Source organism: Pseudomonas sp. MWU13-2105 (assembly GCF_023242315.1).
Classification (GTDB): domain Bacteria; phylum Pseudomonadota; class Gammaproteobacteria; order Pseudomonadales; family Pseudomonadaceae; genus Aquipseudomonas.
The window spans coordinates 317569-336998 of the sequence record NZ_JALLIY010000007.1 but is presented as its reverse complement, the minus strand read 5'-3'; the positions used below and the strand labels follow the sequence as shown (position 1 = coordinate 336998).

Below are 19430 nucleotides of genomic sequence, written 5' to 3'. Positions count from 1 at the left end.
AAGAACCTTCATGGATTCCTCGTTACTCTCCGGTGAAAAGGAAATCGCCAGGACTGACCTGGCGGTTGATGCTCAACGGCGCACGACTCCATAAGAAGCACAAGGGCACCTCCAAAAACGCCGGCATTTGAAGCGAAAGCACCGCCGCCGACCACCCTATACCGTCCGTCGGACGTGACTGGGCAGTCATGGACCGTCAAGGCGTGTAAACTCCGCGCCAGAACGGCATGCCGCTGTACTTTCCACTGCCTTCGCCCTGTCTTTAGAGGGGCTCCTGAATCCTTGATTCAGCTTACGGCGAGCGCGAAACCGCCCGTATCTTGACCGGAACGCCCATTCCGGTCAATACGGCAAAATGGCCAGTCATAAGCCGCGCTTCTTTGATTTATCTAGCCTGCAGCGAATTCAAACAAACGTTTGTATTGGACGCTGGTAGTGGTGTAGATATAATGCGCCGCCTAGAGAGAAAGATGTCTCATCCGTGATCCTCTTCCCGACGTGGTGCAGGAATACTGGCGAGGGGCACCAAACCTCCAATTAGAAAAAAACTGTTGAGCCTTGAGTAGGAGAGAGTCTGTGGAACGCGAATACATGGAATTCGACGTGGTCATCGTCGGTGCCGGCCCCGCAGGCCTGTCCGCCGCTTGCCGGCTGAAACAGAAAGCGGCCGAAGCGGGTCAGGAAATCAGCGTCTGCGTCGTGGAGAAAGGTTCCGAGGTCGGTGCCCATATCCTTTCCGGCGCAGTGTTCGAGCCACGGGCCCTGAACGAGCTGTTCCCGGACTGGAAGGAACTCGGCGCGCCGCTCAATACCCCGGTCAAGCGTGACGACATCTATGTCCTGCGCAGCAACGAGACCTCGACCAAGGTTCCGGACTTCTTTGTGCCCAAGACCATGCACAACGAAGGCAACTACATCATCTCCCTGGGCAACCTGTGCCGCTGGCTGGCCCAGCAGGCCGAGAACCTCGGCGTGGAAATCTACCCGGGCTTCGCTGCCCAGGAAGCGCTGTTCGACGAGAACGGCGTGGTTCGCGGGATCATCACCGGCGACCTCGGCGTCGACCGCGAAGGCCATCCGAAAGACGGCCTGTACACCCCCGGCATGGAACTGCGCGGCAAGTACACGCTGTTCGCCGAAGGCTGCCGTGGACATATCGGCAAGCAACTGATTTCGCGTTTCAAGCTCGACAGCGACGCCGATGCCCAGCACTACGGCATCGGCCTCAAGGAAATCTGGGAAATCGATCCGGCCAAGCACGAGCCAGGCCTGGTGGTGCACACCGCCGGCTGGCCGCTGGACATCATGAGCGCCGAGAACACCGGTGGCTCGTTCCTCTATCACCTGGAAAACCACCAGGTGGTGGTCGGCCTGATCGTCGACCTGTCCTACAGCAACACCTTCCTCTCGCCGTTCGACGAGTTCCAGCGCCTCAAGCACCACCCGGTACTCAAGCAGTACCTGGAAGGCGGCAAGCGCATCAGCTACGGTGCCCGCGCGATCTGCAAGGGCGGCCTGAACTCGCTGCCGAAGATGGTGTTCAAGGGCGGCGCGCTGATCGGTTGCGACCTCGGCACCCTGAACTTCGCCAAGATCAAGGGCAGCCATACCGCGATGAAGTCCGGCATGCTCGCCGCCGAAGCCGTGGCCGCGAAGCTGCTGGCCGGCGCCGAAGGTGGCGATGAGCTGAACAGCTATGTCGAGTCGTTCAAATCGAGCTGGTTGTACGAAGAACTGTTTGCCAGCCGTAACTTCGGCCCGGCGATGCACAAGTTCGGCCCGATCGTCGGTGCCGGCTTCAACTGGCTCGACCAGAACATCTTCGGCGGCAAGCTGCCGTTTACCCTGCATGACACCAAGCCGGACTATGCCTGCCTGAAGCTGGCGGCCGACTGCCAGAAGATCGACTACCCGAAACCGGACGGCAAGCTCAGCTTCGACAAGCTCAGCTCGGTGTTCATCTCCGGTACCAACCATGAAGAAGAGCAGCCCTGCCACCTGAAGCTGAAAGACCCGAGCATCCCGATCGGCAAGAACCTGCCGCTCTATGATGAGCCGGCACAGCGTTACTGCCCGGCCGGGGTGTATGAAGTCATCACCCAGGAAGACGGCGCCAAGCGTTTCCAGATCAACGCCCAGAACTGCGTGCACTGCAAGACCTGCGACATCAAGGACCCTTCGCAGAACATCACCTGGGTCACCCCGGAAGGCGCCGGCGGCCCGACTTACCCGAACATGTAAGTCCGCGGTACAACAGAAAGGCCCCTTCCGGGGCCTTTCTGCTTATCTCAAGCCTGGCCGAGGTCCGTGGCGAGCGGGCTTGCCCGCGCTCGGCTGCGCAGCAGTCGCAAAACCATAATCCCCGTTCTTGCTGACACACCGCAATTGCAGGTTTCGGGGGCGCTTCGCACCCCAGCGCGGGCAAGCCCGCTCGCCACAAGACCGTGTTCGACCTCACCTTTGGCTGACTGAGATTGGCCCTCGATGCCGCACCTCAATCCAGCCCCACCTCCACCCGATCACCATTCAAGCGCACCGGCCAGACCCGCAGGCGCTGCTCGGGGTACTCGATACAGGTGCCATCCACCAAACGGAAGTGCTGTTTATACAGAGGCGAGGCGATCACCAACTCGCCCTTCAGCGTACCGACGATGCCGCGACCGATCACGTTGGCCCCCGATTTCGGATCACGGTTATCAATGGCAAAGACCTGCTCGCCATCACCGCCCTGGGGCAGGTGGAACAGTGCCACCTGGGCACCGTCGAGCCAGGCCACCACGCCGGAATCGGCCACCAGGTCCGCACGGCTGCACAGGGTTTTCCATTCGACGCCGTTCTGGCTACGTAGCGCTGTGGTCATGTTCATCAGTTCAGCTCCTCGGTGACAGGGATCAGGTGCAGTTCGTGGGCCCGGACCGGGCGACGCTGGCCACGCTCATGAACAAAATGGATGGAAGGATCGCCGCCGGCTTCGTTGACAAAGGTGCGGAAGCGCTTGAGCTTCTCCGGGTCCTGCAGGGCGTTGGCCCATTCGCACTGGTAACGATCGATCAGCAGGTCCATCTGTGCCTCCAGCTCTGCGGCCAGGCCGAGGCTGTCGTCGATGATCACCGCCTTGAGATGGTCGAGGCCGCCTTCCAGGCTTTCCCGCCACACCGACGTGCGCTGCAGGCGGTCGGCGGTGCGGATATAGAACATCAAGAAACGGTCGATGTAGCGGATCAGGGTCGCGTCATCGAGATCGGTGGCGAACAGCTCGGCATGTCGCGGACGCATGCCGCCGTTACCGGCGACATAAAGGTTCCAGCCCTTGTCGGTGGCGATCACGCCGATGTCCTTGCTCTGCGCCTCGGCGCATTCGCGGGTACAGCCGGAGACCGCGAGCTTGAACTTGTGCGGCGCGCGCACGCCCTTGTAGCGGTTCTCCAGGAGCAGGGCCATGGCGACACTGTCCTGCACGCCATAACGGCACCAGGTACTGCCGACGCAGGACTTCACCGTGCGCAACGATTTGCCGTAGCCGTGGCCGGTCTCGAAGCCGGCGTCCACCAGTTCGCCCCAGATCTGCGGCAACTGGTGCAACTGCGCGCCGAACAGGTCGATACGCTGGCCGCCGGTGATCTTGGTGTAGAGATCGTATTTCTTCGCCACCGCGCCGAGGGCGATCAGCTTGTCCGGGGTGATCTCACCGCCGGCGATACGCGGGATGATCGAATAGGTGCCGTTTTTCTGCATGTTGGCCATGAAGGTGTCATTGGTGTCCTGCAATGGCACCAACGCCGGGTCCATGATCGGTCGGTTCCAGCACGAAGCCAGGATCGAAGCCACTGCCGGCTTGCAGATGTCGCACCCGACATGGCCCTTGCCGTGGCCGGACAGCAAGGCGTCGAAGGACTCGATGCGCTCGACCCGGACAATCGCGTAAAGCTCCTGGCGGGTATAGGCGAAATGCTCGCACAGGCTCTTGTCCACGATCACGCCACGGGCGCTCAACTCATGCTCGAAGACCTGCTTGAGCAGTGCGCTACAGCCACCGCAGCCGCTGGCCGCGCGCGTGCAGGACTTGAGCTCGGCGAGGTCGCTGCAACCGCCGTCGATGGCCGAGCAGATCGCGCCTTTGCTGACGTTATGGCAGGAACACACGGTGGCGGTCGCGGGCAAGGCGTCCACGCCCAGGGCCGGTGCCGCTTCGCCCAACGGCAGGATCAGCCCGGCCGGGTCGGCGGGCAGGTCGATGCCGTTGCTGACATATTGCAGCAGGGTGTCGTAATAGCTGTTGTCGCCGACCAGCACCGCACCGAGGGCGCGCTTGCCGTCTGCGGACACCACCAGGCGCCGGTAGCTGGCGCTGGCTTCGTCGATAAAGCGGTAGCTGCGTGAGCCTGGCGTGGCGCCATGGGCATCGCCAATGGAACCGACATCGACACCGAGCAACTTGAGCTTGGTCGACATGTCCGCGCCCATGAACGGCTCGCTGTCTTCGCCACAGAGTTGCGTGGCGACCGACCGGGCCATCTGGTAACCCGGGGCGACCAGGCCGAAGATCCCGCCGTTCCACGCCGCGCACTCGCCGATGGCATAGATGTCCGGGTCGCTGCTGACGCACTGGCTGTCGATGGCCACTCCGCCACGTGGGCCAAGCTCCAGGCCAGACTGCCGGGCCAGGGCATCCTGTGGACGGATACCGGCGGAAAACACAATCAGGTCGGCCTCGAGGAAGTCCTCGCCGGCGAAATTCATCCGGTAGCGGTATTCGCTGCCGGCGCTGATCGACTGGGTACCACGGGACAGGTGCACGCTGACGCCCAGCGCCTCGATCTGGTCCTTGAGTGCCTGGCCGCCTTGTTCATCCAGTTGGACCGGCATCAGCCGTGGCGCGAACTCCACCACATGCGCTTCCAGCCCCAGGGACTTGAGGGCATTGGCCGCTTCCAGGCCCAACAGGCCACCGCCGACCACCACGCCACGCCGGGCATTTTTCGACGCGTCGCGAATGCGGTCGAGATCGCCCAGGGTCCGATAGACCAGCCGCGAATCGCCTTCGGCGCCTTCGATCGGCGGGACGAAGGGGAAGGAACCGGTGGCCAGCACCAGCTTGTCATAAGCCACACAGCCGTCGGTGGTGATCACCTCGCGACGTTCGCGATCAATCTCCAATACCGGGCGGCCCAGATGCAAGGTCACACCGAGGGTCTGGTACAACGCGATATCGCCGAGGGCCAGGGCCTGCGCATCGCGGCCGCTGAAATATTCGGACAAGTGCACTCGATCATAGGCACGCTGCGGCTCTTCGCTGAACACATGGATCTGATACTGCGCCAGGGCGCCGCGCTCGACCAATTGCTCGACGCAGTGGTGACCCACCATGCCGTTGCCGATCACCACCAGCGTTGGCCGGGTATTCAAGGTCGCTGAATAGCTGTTCATAGGAAGCATCCGTCAAAGCCAATCCGGTTTTTCGAAGGCAAAAAAAAACGCCCGGAACCAAAAGGTTCCAGGCGCCTTTGCCTGTTCGTACTGCCGGCCCGTGGGCCTGACGCAGTCATGTTCACCCGGGCCGGTTGTGGCCAAACGATCGCCGTTGATCGACGGGGCATCCCACTCGCGCCATCGCGGTGAGGTGCAAGAGGCTATGCATCGCTTGTGCCATATCGGCCACGGCGGCTTTCCCTGGGGCTTGTCGTCAAGGCCGAACACGCGCCCCGTGGGAGCGAATTCACCGGGACGCCGGACTGCCGCGGGGGGCTCTGGAGACCGCCAAAAGCTTCGCGGGCAAGCACCGCTCCCACAGAGATGGTGGGAGCTTGTGGGAGCCGGATTTATCCGCGAAAGGGCCGCTGAGAACGCCAGAAGCTTCACCGCTGATCGAGCATCGACCAGCCAGACAAAAGCGCCAAAACAGTGCAATAACGCCCGACACGCCCCATTGCAACGCCGATTTTCATCTTCCAGCGCCACACCGCCGGCCCCGCATCCGCCCGCCCCCAGACGCCCGGGCATGGCATGCCGGCCCTGTCCGCCCCACTCTGCCAGCCACCCGTGCGGACCCGTACGTGATAGTTGGCGCGGGCATTGCTAATGCCTGCATAGGCCATCAACGTCGATGGCACCTTATTTCACTCTCCAGGCAACAGTCACGACAAAGGCGCCGTGCCGCTCCCGTTGAATAACGTGGAGCCGCAGGCGCCTTTTTTCGTTTCCGCCGGACCCGGCTGCCAACCCGTGGCGCATCATCGAGGACGCACAATGACCGATACCCAGGTGGCCAGCAAAACCGTGCGCAGCGTCTGTCCTTATTGTGGCGTAGGTTGCGGCATCGTCATGCAGGTCGAGAACAACCTGATCGTCAAGGTCTCGGGCGACAAGCAACACCCGAGCAACTTCGGCCGCCTGTGCACCAAGGGCAGTACCTGCGGCCAGGCCGTGGCCGATTCCGGGCGCATGGAAAACGCTTTCCTGCGCTCGCAACGCAACCGCGACCCGGCACGGGTCGGCATCGACCAGGCCATCAGCGCCACCGCCAGCCGCCTGCGCGGCATTATCGACAGTCATGGCCCTGACGCCGTGGCGCTCTATGTGTCCGGGCAAATGTCCCTGGAAGCCCAATACCTGGCCAACAAACTGACCAAGGGCTTTATCCGCAGCCGGCATATCGAATCCAACTCGCGCCTGTGCATGGCCAGCGCCGGCAGTGGCTACAAGTTGTCGCTGGGGGCCGACGGCCCGCCAGGTTCCTATGAGGACTTCGAGCACAGCGAGCTGTTCCTGGTGATCGGCGCGAATATGGCCGACTGTCACCCGATCCTGTTCCTGCGCCTGCTCGATCGGGTCAAGGCCGGGGCCAAGCTGATCGTCGTCGATCCGCGGCGCACCGGCACCGCCGACAAGGCCGACCTGTTCCTGCAGATCAAGCCGGGCACCGACCTCGCCCTGCTCAACGGCCTGTTGCACCTGCTGGTGAAAAACGGCCACGACGACCGCGACTTTATCGCCGCCTTCACCGAAGGCTGGGAAGTGATGCCCGAGTTCCTCGAGGACTACCCTCCGGCCCGGGTCGCCGAACTGACCGGCCTGGCCGAAGCCGACCTGCACCAGGCCGCGCGGTGGATCGGCCAGGCCGCCAACTGGATGAGCTGCTGGACCATGGGCCTGAACCAGAGCGTACAGGGCACCTGGCACACCAACGCGCTGTGCAACCTGCACCTGGCCACCGGCACCTTGTGCCGTCCCGGCAGCGGGCCGTTCTCCCTGACCGGGCAACCCAACGCCATGGGCGGGCGCGAGATGGGCTACATGGGCCCCGGCCTGCCTGGCCAGCGCTCGGCGCTGGTGGCCAGCGACCGCGGCTTTATCGAACAGCTGTGGCGACTGGCTCCCGGCAGCCTGCGGGCCGAAGCCGGCGAAGGTACCGTGGCGATGTTCGAGGCCATGCGCGCCGGCAGCATCAAGGCCTGCTGGATTATCTGTACCAACCCGGTGGCCAGCGTGCCCAACCGGCAGAACGTCATCGAGGCGCTGCAGGCCGCCGAACTGGTGATCAGCCAGGACGCCTACCTGGATAGCGAAACCAACCGCTACGCCGATATTCTCCTGCCCGGCGCCCTGTGGGCCGAGGCGCAAGGTGTGATGATCAACTCCGAACGCAACCTGACGCTGATGCAGCAGGCAGTGCAGCCACCCGGTGAAACCCTGCCGGACTGGCAGATCATCGCCCGCGTGGCCTGCGAAATGGGCTATGCCGAGGCCTTTACCTATGACAGTGCCGAGGCTGTGTTCGAGGAGATCAAACAGGCCTGGAATCCCAAGACCGGCTATGACCTGCGCGGCGCCAGCTATGCCCGCCTGCGCGAGCAGCCGCTGCAATGGCCGTGCGCCGACGCACAAGGGCCCACGCGCAACCCCATTCGCTACCTCAACAACGGCATCAGCCAGGTACTCAAGCGCGACAAGGACGGCCAACCACCGGCGATCACCTTCCCGACCGAAAGCGGCAAGGCGCAGTTCTTTGCCCGACCGCACCTGATGCCGGCGGAAATGCCCGACGAGGAATACCCCCTGGTGCTCAACACCGGGCGGGTGCAGCACCAATGGCACACCCTGACCAAGACCGGCAAGGTGCCAAGCCTGAACAAACTCAACCCCGGCCCTTTCGTCGAAATCCACCCCGGCGATGCCACGCGCCTGGGCATAAAGGAACGCGATCCGGTGCAGATCCGTTCGCGGCGCGGTCGCGCGGTACTGCCGGCGGTGATCACCGACCGGGTCCGGCCGGGCAACTGTTTTGCCCCCTTTCACTGGAACGATGTGTTCGGCGACGACCTGGCAATCAACGCCGTGACCAGCGATGCCATCGACCCACTGTCACTGCAGCCGGCCTTCAAGTTCTGCGCGGTGAACCTGTTGGCCCTGGCGCCGGCGCCCAGCCAGCCAGTCCCCGAACTCGCCCTGGCCGGCGCCTCGACTGTCGCCCAGGAGGGCTTTTCTCCCATGCAGATCAACGCCTTCGCCCGCCTGCTCAACCTCGATATCCCGGCGCAATTGAGCCTGGCCGCCGATGAGCAGTTGTATATGCAGGGCTACCTGCTGGGCCTGCGCAGCGCCGAGGCCAAGGTGCAGGGCGTGCCCACCCTGCCCGGCAGCGCACCCTTTGACGCGGACAAGCGCTTGCTGCTCAATGGCCTGCTCGCCGGCCTGTTTTCCCGCACCGCGAGCACCTCGCCAGAACCGCAGGCCACCTCCATGGTCCAGGCCCCATCCGCCGAATGGCTGGTGCTCTGGGCCTCGCAAACCGGTAACAGCGAGGAGCTGGCCCAGGCCTGTGCCAAGCGCCTGGACGCCGCCGGCCAGCGGACTCGCCTGCGGGCCATGGACGAGGCCGGTCTTGACGACCTGCGCGCCGCCGCCAGCGTGCTGCTGGTGACCAGCACCTTCGGTGACGGCGACCCACCGGACAATGCGACCAATTTCTGGCAGGCCCTGCAAGGTGCCCAGGACCAGGCCCTGGCGCAAAGCCGTTACAGCGTGCTGGCCCTGGGCGACAGCAACTACGATCAGTTCTGCGGCTTCGGTCGCAAGCTCGACGAACGCCTGAGCGAACTCGGGGCTGAACGCCTGCTGCCGCGCCTGGAATGCGAGCAAGATGCCCGGCACGCCGTCGAACCCTGGCTCACGACCCTGTGCACCGCGCTCGGCGGCCCGTCCGGGCCCGCCACTACGCACCCGACAGTCGCCGCCAGCGCTGCCGTGGTTGCGGCGCAGCCGGCCCCGAGCGACATCGGCAGCCCCTACAGCCGCCATCACCCATTGCATGCCCGCCTGTTGCGTAACCAGGTGCTGAATGGCCCCGGCGCGGAAAAGGAAACCCGTCACCTGGTGTTCGACCTCGCCGACCAGGACTTCCCCTACCAGGCCGGCGATGCCCTCGGTGTCTGGCCGAGCAATTGCCCGGAGTCGGTCGACCAGTTGCTGGACATCCTGCAACTGGACGGCGACAGCTTGGTCACGCTCAAGGACAAAGCGCCGATGACACTGCGCGAGACCCTGCTCGACCACCTGGACATCACCCGCATCACCCCGGAAATCCTGCGCCGGGTCTGCGGGCTCTGCGCCAGCCCCTGGCTGGATGAATTGCAGGAGGAAGCCAACCAGGCGCGGCTCAAGGACTGGCTTTGGGGCCGGCAATTGCTGGACCTGCTGCACGAGTTCCCGATCAGCCTCGGCGCCAACCAGTTGATCAGCCTGCTCAAGCCTTTGCAGCCGCGCCTGTATTCGATTTCTTCCAGCGCGAAAGTCACCCCGACCGAGGTGCACCTGACAGTGTCCACGGTGCGCTACCGGCATGCCGAACAGATCCGTGGCGGGGTCTGCTCGACCTTTCTCGCCGACCGCGCCGCCAGCACCGGAGTGCGCTTGTTTCTCCAGCGCACCACGCACTTCCGGGTCCCGCAGGATCCGCGGACAGCGATGATCATGATCGGTCCCGGCACCGGCATCGCGCCGTTTCGCGCCTTCCTGCAGGAACGCCAGGCCCAGGGCGCCGAAGGCAAGAACTGGTTGTTTTTCGGTGAGCAACGCGCCGCCCGCGACTACTACTACCGCGAGGAACTCGAAGCCTGGCTGCGCAGCGGTCACCTGAGCCGCCTGGACACCGCCTTCTCCCGCGACCAGACTGAAAAGATCTACGTGCAGCAGCGCATGCTCGAAGCCGGCGCGCAGCTCTGGAGTTGGCTGGAGCAAGGGGCCAGCGTCTATGTCTGTGGCGACGCCAGCCGCATGGCCAAGGACGTCGACGCCGCGCTGAAGAAAATCGTCCAGGTCCACGGGCGGATGAGCGGCGGTGCCGCCGGCCTGTATGTCAGTGCCCTGAGCAAGGATCGACGGTATCTGCGCGATGTCTATTGAGCCGCACCGCGTAACTGTAGCAACGCGGTCACGGCAGGAGCCGGCTTGCCGGCGATGGGGCCCTTGAGCCTGGCGGTGCTCACCCGGACGTCATGGCCGGCAAGCCGGCTCCCACAGGGGGCACGGCTATCGGCACAACTCTTGCTCCGCCTTGTGACAGGCGTCAGCCCTACAGCTTCAGGAATCACCGCATGCACAACGATTTGGCAAGATCCCCATTGGCCTGGGTAGCCGGCAGCGATGCCCCGGAAAAGAATGTGCTCAACCTCGGCTACATGCCCTTGAGCGACAGCGCTTCCCTGGTGGTCGCGGCCACCCAGGGCTTCGCCCAGCCCTACGGTCTGACACTCAATCTGCGGCGCCAGAACTCCTGGGCCGGCCTGAGCGACAAACTGGTCAGTGGCGAACTGGATGCCGTCCATGGCCTGTACGGGATGATCTACGCCATCCAACTGGGCATCAGCGGTACACCGGCCACCGACATGGCGGTACTGATGGGCCTGAACCAGAACGGCCAGAGCATCAACCTCTCACAACCCCTCAAGGACGCCGCTGTCACCAGCGCCCAGGCCCTGCAACAACGTGTCCGCAACGGCCAGGCCAAACTGACCTTCGCCCAGACCTACCCCACCGGTACCCACGCCATGTGGTTGTATTACTGGCTGGCCAGCCAGGGCATCCACCCGCTGGAGGACGTCAACAGCGTGGTGGTGCCACCGCCGCAGATGCTCGAGCACCTGCGGGCCGGGCGCATCGACGGTTTCTGCGTCGGTGAACCCTGGGGCGCCCATGCCGTCGAGCAGGGCCAGGGTTTTACCCTGGCCACCAGCCAGGCGATCTGGCCGGACCATCCGGAAAAGGTCCTGGCCTGCACCCGCGCCTTCGTCGAAGCGTACCCCAACACCGCGCAAGCCCTGGTGATGGCGATCCTGGAGGCCAGCCGTTTTATTGAAGAAAGCCAGGAAAACCGCCGCAGCACCGCGCAACTGCTGAGCGGACGCGACTATCTCGACGCCCCGCTGACGAGTATCGAGCCACGCCTGCTGGGCAGCTACAACGACGGTCTCGGCCACCACTGGCAAGACCCCCATGCCCTGAGCTTTCATGCCCGCGGCGCGGCCAATTACCCGTACCTCTCGGACGGCATGTGGTTCATGACCCAGTTCCGCCGCTGGGGCCTGCTGCGTGAAACACCGGACTACCTGGGTGTGGCGCGCCAGGTCCAGCAACTCGAGCTCTACAGTCGCGCCGCGACCGCCCTGGACATCCCCGTGCCCGGCACGCCGATGCGCAGCAGCCAACTGCTCGATGGCCACCTCTGGGACGGTTCCGCCCCCGAGGCCTATGCCCGTGGTTTTGCCCTGCATGCCCTTAATGATCACTGACAGGAGCTGGCCGTCATGCTGAAAATCCTGCTGATCAACGATACCTCGAAGAAGCTCGGGCGCCTGCGCACGGCCTTGAGCGAAGCCGGTTTCGAGGTGATCGACGAATCCGGCCTGACCATCGACCTGCCCGCGCGGGTCGAGGCGGTGCGCCCGGATGTGCTGCTGATCGATACCGACTCGCCCAGCCGTGACGTGCTCGAACAGGTGGTGCTGCTGAGCCGCGACCAACCACGCCCGATCGTCATGTTTACCGACGAGCACGACCCCGCGGTAATGCGCCAGGCGATCAAGGCCGGGGTCAGCGCTTATATCGTCGAAGGTATCCAGTCCGAACGCTTGCAGCCGATCATGGACGTGGCCATGGCCCGCTTCGAAAGCGACCAGCACCTGCGCGCGCAGTTGCAGGCCCGCGACCAGCAGATCGCCGAGCGCAAGCGCATCGAAATGGCCAAGGGATTGCTGATGAAGATGAAGGGCTGCGACGAGGAAGCCGCCCATACCCTGATGCGCCGCCAGGCCATGAGCAAACAGCAGAAACTGATCCAGGTCGCCGAACAGGTGATCGCCATGAGCGAACTGCTCGACTGACACGCACCGCAACGCAGCACACCGCCCACATCGGGCTGCGTTGTGGGGCACAGGCGTCGCCCTCTCCGCCGGCAACCTGCCGGCAATGCCCGCAAAAGGCCGTTTTTGAGCGGCGAACGGGGTCAGACTGAAAACTGGCACACATAGTGCTCAGACAATATCCGGTAGCCAACGGCGGCTGCCCCACCCCCGACAAAGACGTCGCAATCCCTACGTGAAAACGAGCAGGGATGCGGCGTTTTTGCGTTTTTGGCGTTGGCAAACTGGAGCAGGCGACCGGTGAACATCACCCGCCCGCAGGCCCAGAGCCTTCGTTGAACCCTTTGGCAGATGAGGTGTTAGATGCACAACAGTTTCTGGAAAGCCGGCCATACACCGACCCTGTTCGCGGCGTTCTTGTATTTCGACCTGAGCTTCATGGTCTGGTACCTGCTCGGGCCACTGGCGGTGCAGATCGCCACCGACCTGCAGCTGACCACGCAACAGCGTGGCTTCATGGTCGCCACGCCGATCCTGGCGGGCGCCATCCTGCGCTTCGTCATGGGCATGCTCGCCGACCAGCTGTCACCGAAAACCGCCGGCATCATCGGCCAGGTGATTGTCATCGTGGCCCTGCTGGTGGCCTGGCAACTGGGGATCCACAGCTATGAGCAGGCACTGCTGCTGGGCGTCTGCCTGGGCATGGCCGGGGCCTCCTTTGCCGTGGCCCTGCCGCTGGCCTCGCAATGGTATCCGCCGCAACACCAGGGCAAGGCCATGGGCATCGCCGGGGCCGGCAACTCGGGTACGGTAATAGCCGCCCTGGCAGCGCCGCTGCTGGCCGCCGCCTTCGGCTGGGTCAACGTGTTCGGCCTCGCCCTGATCCCGCTGGTGTTGACCCTGGCGCTGTTCAGCCTGATGGCACGCAACGCGCCCAACCGGGCCAAGGCCAAATCCATGGCCGACTACCTGGCCGCCCTCGGCGATCGTGACAGTTGGTGGTTCATGTTTTTCTACAGTGTCACCTTCGGCGGTTTTATCGGCCTGGCCAGCGCCCTGCCCGGTTACTTCCACGACCAGTACGGCCTCAATCCGCAGACGGCCGGCTACTACACCGCCGCCTGCGTGTTCGCCGGCAGTCTGATGCGCCCACTGGGCGGCGCCCTGGCGGATCGTTTCGGCGGAATTCGCGCGCTGCTCGGCACCTATGCCATCGCCACCCTGTGCATCGGCGCGGTGGGTTTCCACCTGTCCAGCTCGGTGGCAGCCCTGGCGCTGTTCGTCATTGCCATGCTCGGCCTCGGTGCCGGCAACGGTGCGGTGTTCCAACTGGTACCGCAGCGCTTTACCAAGGAAATCGGCGTGATGACCGGCCTGGTCGGCATGGCCGGTGGTATCGGCGGCTTCCTGCTCACGGCGGGCCTGGGGGCGATCAAGCAGAGTACCGGTGACTACCAGCTGGCTCTGTGGCTGTTCGCCAGCCTGGGGCTGATCGCCTGGTTCGGCCTGTACGGGGTCAAGCGCCGCTGGAGAACCACCTGGGGTTCGGCCGCCTTCTCCGCTGCCCGGGTCTGAGCCAGGACCATGGGCCTGCAACTGAGCTATGCCGAAGCCAGCGCCAGCGGGCCGCGGGAGCAGAACCAGGATGCGACACGCCTGGTCATCCCGGTGCCCGCCCTGGCCGCCAGCAAGGGTTATCTGTTCGCCCTGGCCGACGGGGTCAGCCAGTGCGCCGACGGCGGCCTGGCCGCGCGCTCGACCTTGCAGGCCCTGGCGCTGGACTATTACGCCACGCCGCCGACCTGGGGCGTGTCGCAGGCCCTGGACCGACTGCTGCTGGCGCAGAATCGCTGGCTGCATGCCAATGGCGGGCAGTCGCCGCTGCTGACCACCCTCAGTGCGCTGGTGCTGCGCGGGCGTTCCTTCACCCTCGCGCATATCGGCGATTGCCGGGTGTATCGCTGGTTTGCCGGGCAGTTGCAGCGCATCAGCGAGGATCACGTCTGGGGCCAGGCCGGTATGCAGCATGTGCTGAAACGGGCTCTCGGCCTGGAACAGCATCTGGTGGTCGACTACCTGGAAGGCGATCTGCGCCAGGATGAACAGTTCCTGATCCTCAGTGACGGCGTCTGGGCGACCCTCAGCGATGCGTCGATCGTCGACATCCTGCAGCGTGACCTGCCGCTGGAAGACACCACCCTGGCCCTGGTCGAGGCCGCGCATCGCTCCGGCAGCCAGGACAACGCCAGTGCCGTACTGGTCCGCGTCGATGAACTGGCCGACACCGACCTCGACGATCTGCTCGGGCGAGCCGAGCAATGGCCGTTGCCGCCGGCACTGAAACCAGGACAACTGTTCGAGGGCTGGCAAGTCGAGGGCCTGTTGAAACAGAGTCGCCAGTCACTGCTGTACCGGGTCCACGATGCGCAGCAGCAAGCCTGGCTATTGAAAACCCTGCCGCCACAGCGCCAGGACGACACCGCAGGCGGCCAGAGCCTGCTCCTGGAAGAATGGTTCCTGCGGCGCATGGCGGGTCGCCACTTCCCCGAAGTGCACCCCGCCGAGCAGCGTCAGCATCTGTATTACCTGATGCGCGAATACCCGGGGATGACCCTCGCCGAACACTTTAACGTCCAGGGCAACCTGGGACTCAGCCAGGGGCTGGAGTTGGCCTTGCGCCTGCTGCGCGCCGTCGGCCAGATGCACCGGCGCAATCTCCTGCACCGCGATATCAAGCCGGAAAACCTGCTGCTGGGGGGCGACGGCGAACTGCGGGTGCTGGACTTCGGACTGGCCTACTGCCCAGGGCTGAGCCGCCAGCGCGATGGCGAACTGCCCGGCACGCCCAGCTATATCGCCCCGGAAGCCTACGGCGGTGCGCCACCGAGTCCGGCGCAAGACCTCTACAGCGTTGGCGTCAGCCTGTATTACCTGCTGACCGGGCACTACCCCTACGGCGAAATCGAGGCTTTCCAACGTCCCCGGTTCGGCTCGCCGGTGCCGGCCAGTCGTTATCGTCCGGACCTGCCCGACTGGCTCGAACACAGCCTCGGCAAGGCCCTCGCCAGTGACCCGGCCCAGCGCTACGAAACCGCCGAGGAATGGCTACTGGCGCTGCAACAGGCCGAACACCTGCCGGCGCCGCGCCCCCGGCCCTTGCTGGAGCGCGAGCCGATCAAGGTCTGGCGCGCCCTGGCCCTTGGCTCCCTGCTGTTGAACCTGATCCTGCTGGCCTGGCGACTGCACGGCTGAAGCGAACACCTCCTGGAGAAATGAATATGCATGGCAAAGTCTGGTTGGTTGGCGCCGGTCCCGGTGACCCGGAACTCTTGACCCTCAAGGCGGCGCGGGTCCTGCGCGGCGCCGAGGTGGTGATGGTCGATGACCTGGTCAATCGCGCCGTGCTCGAACATTGCCCCGACGCCCGAGTGATTGCCGTGGGCAAGCGCGGCGGCTGCCGTTCGACGCCGCAGGCGTTTATCCATCGGCTGATGCTGCGTTATGCCCGCCAGGGCAAATCGGTGGTCCGCCTCAAGGGCGGCGACCCCTGCATCTTCGGCCGCGCCAGCGAAGAAGCCGACTGGCTGCAAGCCCACGGGATTGAGGTCGAAGTGGTCAATGGCATCACCGCCGGGCTGGCCGGGGCCACCCACTTCGGCATCCCCCTGACCTTGCGCGGCGTGGCCCGTGGCGTGAGCTTCGTCACCGCCCACACCCAGGACGACAGCCCATTGGACTGGAGCGCCCTGGCGCAAAGCGGCACCACCCTGGTGGTCTACATGGGCGTGGCCAAGCTCGCGGAAATCCGCGCCAACCTGATCGCCGCCGGGCTCGCTGCCGGCACCCCGGTGGCACTGATCGAGAACGCCTCGCTGCCCCAGCAACGCGAATGCCGCAGCGACCTGGCAAACATGCACGAGGATGCCTTGGCGTTCGCGCTCAAGAGCCCGGCGATCCTGGTGATCGGTGAAGTGGCGGCCAGCGCGTCAAGCCAGCTTCAAGCCGCCCGCTCGTCCCCGGGGTTGCGCTCGAAGTAGCGTTTGTACTCGCGACTGAACTGCGAGGAGCTCTGATACCCGACCCGATGGGCGACCTGCGCCACTCCCAGGCCATCGGCCAGCAACAGCTGCTGCGCCTTGAGCAGGCGCAGGCGCTTGAGGTATTGCACCGGCGACTGCAGGGTGACGCGCTTGAAATGCTCGTGGAAGGTCGACAGGCTCATGTTTGCGCAACTGGCCAGGGTCTCGACGTTCAAGGGCTCGGTGTAATGGGCATGCAAATGGCTCAAGGACGCCGCAATCCGGGAAAAATGTCCCTGCTGCTCCACCAGTGCCCGCAACACTTCCGCCTGCGGCCCGCGCAAGGCGGCGAACAACAACTCACGTACCCGCGCTTCGCCCATGACCCGACACTCCAGCGGATCCCGCAGGCAGCGCAGCAAGCGTTCGACGCAGCCGCGCATGCTGTCGTCGAGCACCACCGAGGCCATCGACTCCGGGGTCTGGGCCGCCGCCGGGCTGTCATGGTTGAGGCCCATGGCCAACACCAGCTCGCCCAGCACCGCCCGGTCGATCGCCACGGAAATCCCGAGCAGCGGCGCGCCATCACTGCCGGCAAAGGTCTCGCACTCGAAAGGCACCGAAAGGGCCTGGATCAGATAGTGTCCGGCGCCATATTCCAGGGTTCGCAGGCCCAGGTAGGCCAGCTTGCTGCCCTGGACGATGATCATCAGGCTCGGCTCATAGATCTGTGGGCCACGAGCCACGTCACAGCCGACACGCAACACCTGCACGCCCGGCAGCAAGGTCGGCACGAAGCCGTCGCGCGTGGCCAGGGGCTCGATCAGCGCAACCAGGGGGGCATTGGCGTCCAGATGACGGGTCAACAGCATGGCAAAAACTTCACGGAAAAAGGGATGGGAACATCTTCGCAGGTCCGGGGACCCTGGCGAATGGCAAAAACGCGATACCGGAGGAATAGGCAAGACACGCGGAGGATTCGCCATGGCCGTGGCCGCGGCTGACGCCGAGAATGGCTCGCCTCAACCGTCACAGCTTTGCGAGGTTCCTCATGTACACCGCCATCGGTTACGCCGCCCAATCCGCCACTACCCCCCTCGCCCCCATGTCCTTCCAGCGGCGCTCGCCACGACCTGACGATGTCGCCATCGAGATTCTCTACTGTGGCGTCTGCCACTCCGACATCCACCAGGCGCGCAATGAGTGGGGCATTGCCGTCTACCCGTTGATGCCCGGCCATGAAATCGTCGGCAAGGTCACCGCCATCGGCGCCAAGGTCACTCGGCACAAGGTCGGCGACCTGGTGGGCGTCGGCTGCATGGTCGACTCCTGCCGCCATTGCGAAGCCTGCCACGCTGACCTGGAGCAATATTGCCTCGAAGGCCCGACCCTGACCTACGCCACCCCCGACCGAATCGACGGCAGCAACACCATGGGCGGTTATTCAGACAGCATCGTGGTCAGTGAACACTTCGTCGTGCGTATCCCGGAAAAACTCGACCTGGCCAGCGCCGCGCCGATTCTCTGCGCCGGCATCACCACCTATTCGCCGCTCAAGCACTATGGTGTCAAGCCCGGCGACAAGGTCGGGATTCTCGGCATGGGCGGCCTCGGCCATATGGGCATCAAGTTCGCCAAGGCCATGGGCGCCGAAGTCACCTTGTTCACCCGTTCGGCGAGCAAGGCCGAGGAAGCGCGTCGCCAGGGCGCCGACCATGTGATCGTGTCCACCGACGCCGCGCAGATGGCCGCGGCGGCGGGTCGCTTCGATTTCCTGCTGGACACCATCCCGGTGCAGCATGACCTCAACCCCTACCTCGACACCCTGACCTACGACGGCGTGCACATCCTCGTCGGCCTGATCGAACCGGTGGACCCGGCGCTGCATGCCGCCAAGCTGGTGCTCAAGCGCCGGGTCCTGGCCGGCTCGCTGATCGGCGGGATCGCCGAAACCCAGGAAGTCCTGGATTTCTGCGCCGAGCACGGCATCAGCTGCGACATCGAGATGCTCGACATCCGCCAGATCAACGAGGCCTACAGCCGCATGATCGCCGGTGACGTGAAATACCGTTTCGTGATCGACATGGCGACCCTCAAGGCCTGATCAAGGCTGGAGGCCGTCAAAAGCTTCGCGGGCAAGCACCGTTCCCACAGTCCTCATTCGTATGCAAACTCTCGGTATGGACACGGACATTGTGGGAACCGGATTTATCCGCGAAGAGGCCCGCAAGACTGGCATCAGTCTTCACTGTATGTCACCGTCGGCGCAACGGCCCCATGCTATATTCGCGTCCCTTTCCGACCCAAAGAAGGAATGCCGACGTGAACAAGAAGACCGGCATCAGAGCCCAGCAAGCCGACCAGACCCGCGCGCGTATTCTGAAAGCGGCGGTGAAGGTGTTCACCCGCGACGGTTATTCCGGTGGCCGGGTCGAAAGCATTTCCCGCGAGGCCGAATCCAACGACCGCATGCTCTACTACTACTTCGGCAGCAAGGAGCGCCTGTTCATCTGCGTGCTGGAACACATCTACGAGCAGTTCAACAAGGCCGAAAGCAAGCTCAAGCTGAACCTGGAGGAACCACTGCAAGCCTTGCAGGACCTGGTGGCCTTCGTCTGGAACTACTACGTCAAGCACCCCGAATTCGTCGCTATCCTGAGTATCGAGAACCTGCACCAGGGCCGCCATGCGCAGCAGTCGGGCGAACTGCGGCGGCTGTCCGGCGAAGCGGTGGGCGTGCTGCGACCGATCCTTGAGGCCGGTCAGGCCAAGGGGATCTTTCGCGAGGACCTGGACATCAAGCACGTGTACCTGATGATCGCCTCGCTGTGTTATTTCTATAACTCCAACCAGCACACCCTGAGTTCGTTCCTCGGCGAGCCGCTGGCGGAGAAACGCCAGCAGCAGGACTGGCTGGCGTTTATCAGTGACCTGGTGGTGCGCGGGCTGCTGCGCCTGCCGTAGCCCTCTGTCACACAAAAATCATTGAGGCGAACACATTATTGTGGCGAGCGGGCTTGCCCGCGTTGGGGTGCGAAGCGCCCCTAAAACCTGC

The 19430-nt window shown here is 64.3% G+C and carries 12 protein-coding genes; 9 read left to right on the top strand and 3 right to left on the bottom strand.

The window, feature by feature from the left end; genetic code table 11:
- Positions 1-576 precede the first annotated feature (576 nt).
- Positions 577-2241: an electron transfer flavoprotein-ubiquinone oxidoreductase gene (locus M5B96_RS12955; protein WP_248797068.1), complete on the top strand. Its 1665-nt coding sequence runs from the start codon at positions 577-579 to the stop codon at positions 2239-2241.
- A gap of 253 nt (positions 2242-2494) precedes the next feature.
- On the opposite strand, the gene nirD is transcribed toward M5B96_RS12955, so the two are convergent.
- Positions 2495-2866 (bottom strand): nitrite reductase small subunit NirD, encoded by a 372-nt coding sequence (gene nirD, locus M5B96_RS12950; RefSeq protein ID WP_248797067.1) that lies wholly within the window; start codon positions 2864-2866, stop codon positions 2495-2497.
- Entirely contained in the window at positions 2866-5427 is a 2562-nt protein-coding gene (gene nirB / locus M5B96_RS12945) for a nitrite reductase large subunit NirB (RefSeq protein ID WP_248797066.1), read from the bottom strand. Before nirB ends, nirD begins: the two co-directional genes overlap by 1 nt.
- An 834-nt stretch (positions 5428-6261) precedes the next feature.
- Between nirB and M5B96_RS12940 the strand changes: the two genes are divergently transcribed.
- The 6 genes from M5B96_RS12940 to cobA all read left to right on the top strand — a co-directional run bounded on the left by M5B96_RS12940 (position 6262) and on the right by cobA (position 16393).
- Entirely contained in the window at positions 6262-10401 is a 4140-nt protein-coding gene (locus M5B96_RS12940; RefSeq protein ID WP_248797082.1) for a sulfite reductase subunit alpha, read from the top strand.
- 191 nt (positions 10402-10592) lie between these two features.
- The gene (locus M5B96_RS12935) at positions 10593-11786 is read left to right on the top strand and encodes a CmpA/NrtA family ABC transporter substrate-binding protein (protein ID WP_248797065.1); all 1194 of its coding nucleotides are present in this window, start codon (positions 10593-10595) and stop codon (positions 11784-11786) included.
- A 15-nt stretch (positions 11787-11801) separates the two neighbouring features.
- Positions 11802-12377: an ANTAR domain-containing response regulator gene (locus tag M5B96_RS12930; protein WP_248797064.1), complete on the top strand. Its 576-nt coding sequence runs from the start codon at positions 11802-11804 to the stop codon at positions 12375-12377.
- 342 nt (positions 12378-12719) lie between these two features.
- Positions 12720-13931: a nitrate/nitrite transporter gene (locus M5B96_RS12925; RefSeq protein WP_248797063.1), complete on the top strand. Its 1212-nt coding sequence runs from the start codon at positions 12720-12722 to the stop codon at positions 13929-13931.
- Positions 13932-13940: 9 nt separating this feature from the next.
- Positions 13941-15608, top strand: a complete 1668-nt coding sequence (locus tag M5B96_RS12920; RefSeq protein WP_248797062.1) for a bifunctional protein-serine/threonine kinase/phosphatase — start codon at positions 13941-13943, stop codon at positions 15606-15608.
- Between the two features lie 26 nt (positions 15609-15634).
- The gene (gene cobA, locus M5B96_RS12915; protein WP_248797061.1) at positions 15635-16393 is read left to right on the top strand and encodes a uroporphyrinogen-III C-methyltransferase; all 759 of its coding nucleotides are present in this window, start codon (positions 15635-15637) and stop codon (positions 16391-16393) included.
- Here cobA and M5B96_RS12910 read toward each other — a convergent pair.
- Entirely contained in the window at positions 16354-17247 is an 894-nt protein-coding gene (locus M5B96_RS12910) for an AraC family transcriptional regulator (RefSeq protein WP_248797060.1), read from the bottom strand. The genes cobA and M5B96_RS12910 overlap by 40 nt on opposite strands.
- Positions 17248-17426: 179 nt before the next feature.
- Here M5B96_RS12910 and M5B96_RS12905 point away from each other — a divergent pair, with 179 nt between their 5' ends.
- Both M5B96_RS12905 and M5B96_RS12900 read left to right on the top strand, forming a co-directional pair.
- Positions 17427-18479: an NAD(P)-dependent alcohol dehydrogenase gene (locus tag M5B96_RS12905; protein ID WP_248797059.1), complete on the top strand. Its 1053-nt coding sequence runs from the start codon at positions 17427-17429 to the stop codon at positions 18477-18479.
- Positions 18480-18652: 173 nt separating this feature from the next.
- The gene (locus M5B96_RS12900; RefSeq protein ID WP_248797058.1) at positions 18653-19339 is read left to right on the top strand and encodes a TetR/AcrR family transcriptional regulator; all 687 of its coding nucleotides are present in this window, start codon (positions 18653-18655) and stop codon (positions 19337-19339) included.
- Positions 19340-19430: the final 91 nt, after the last annotated feature.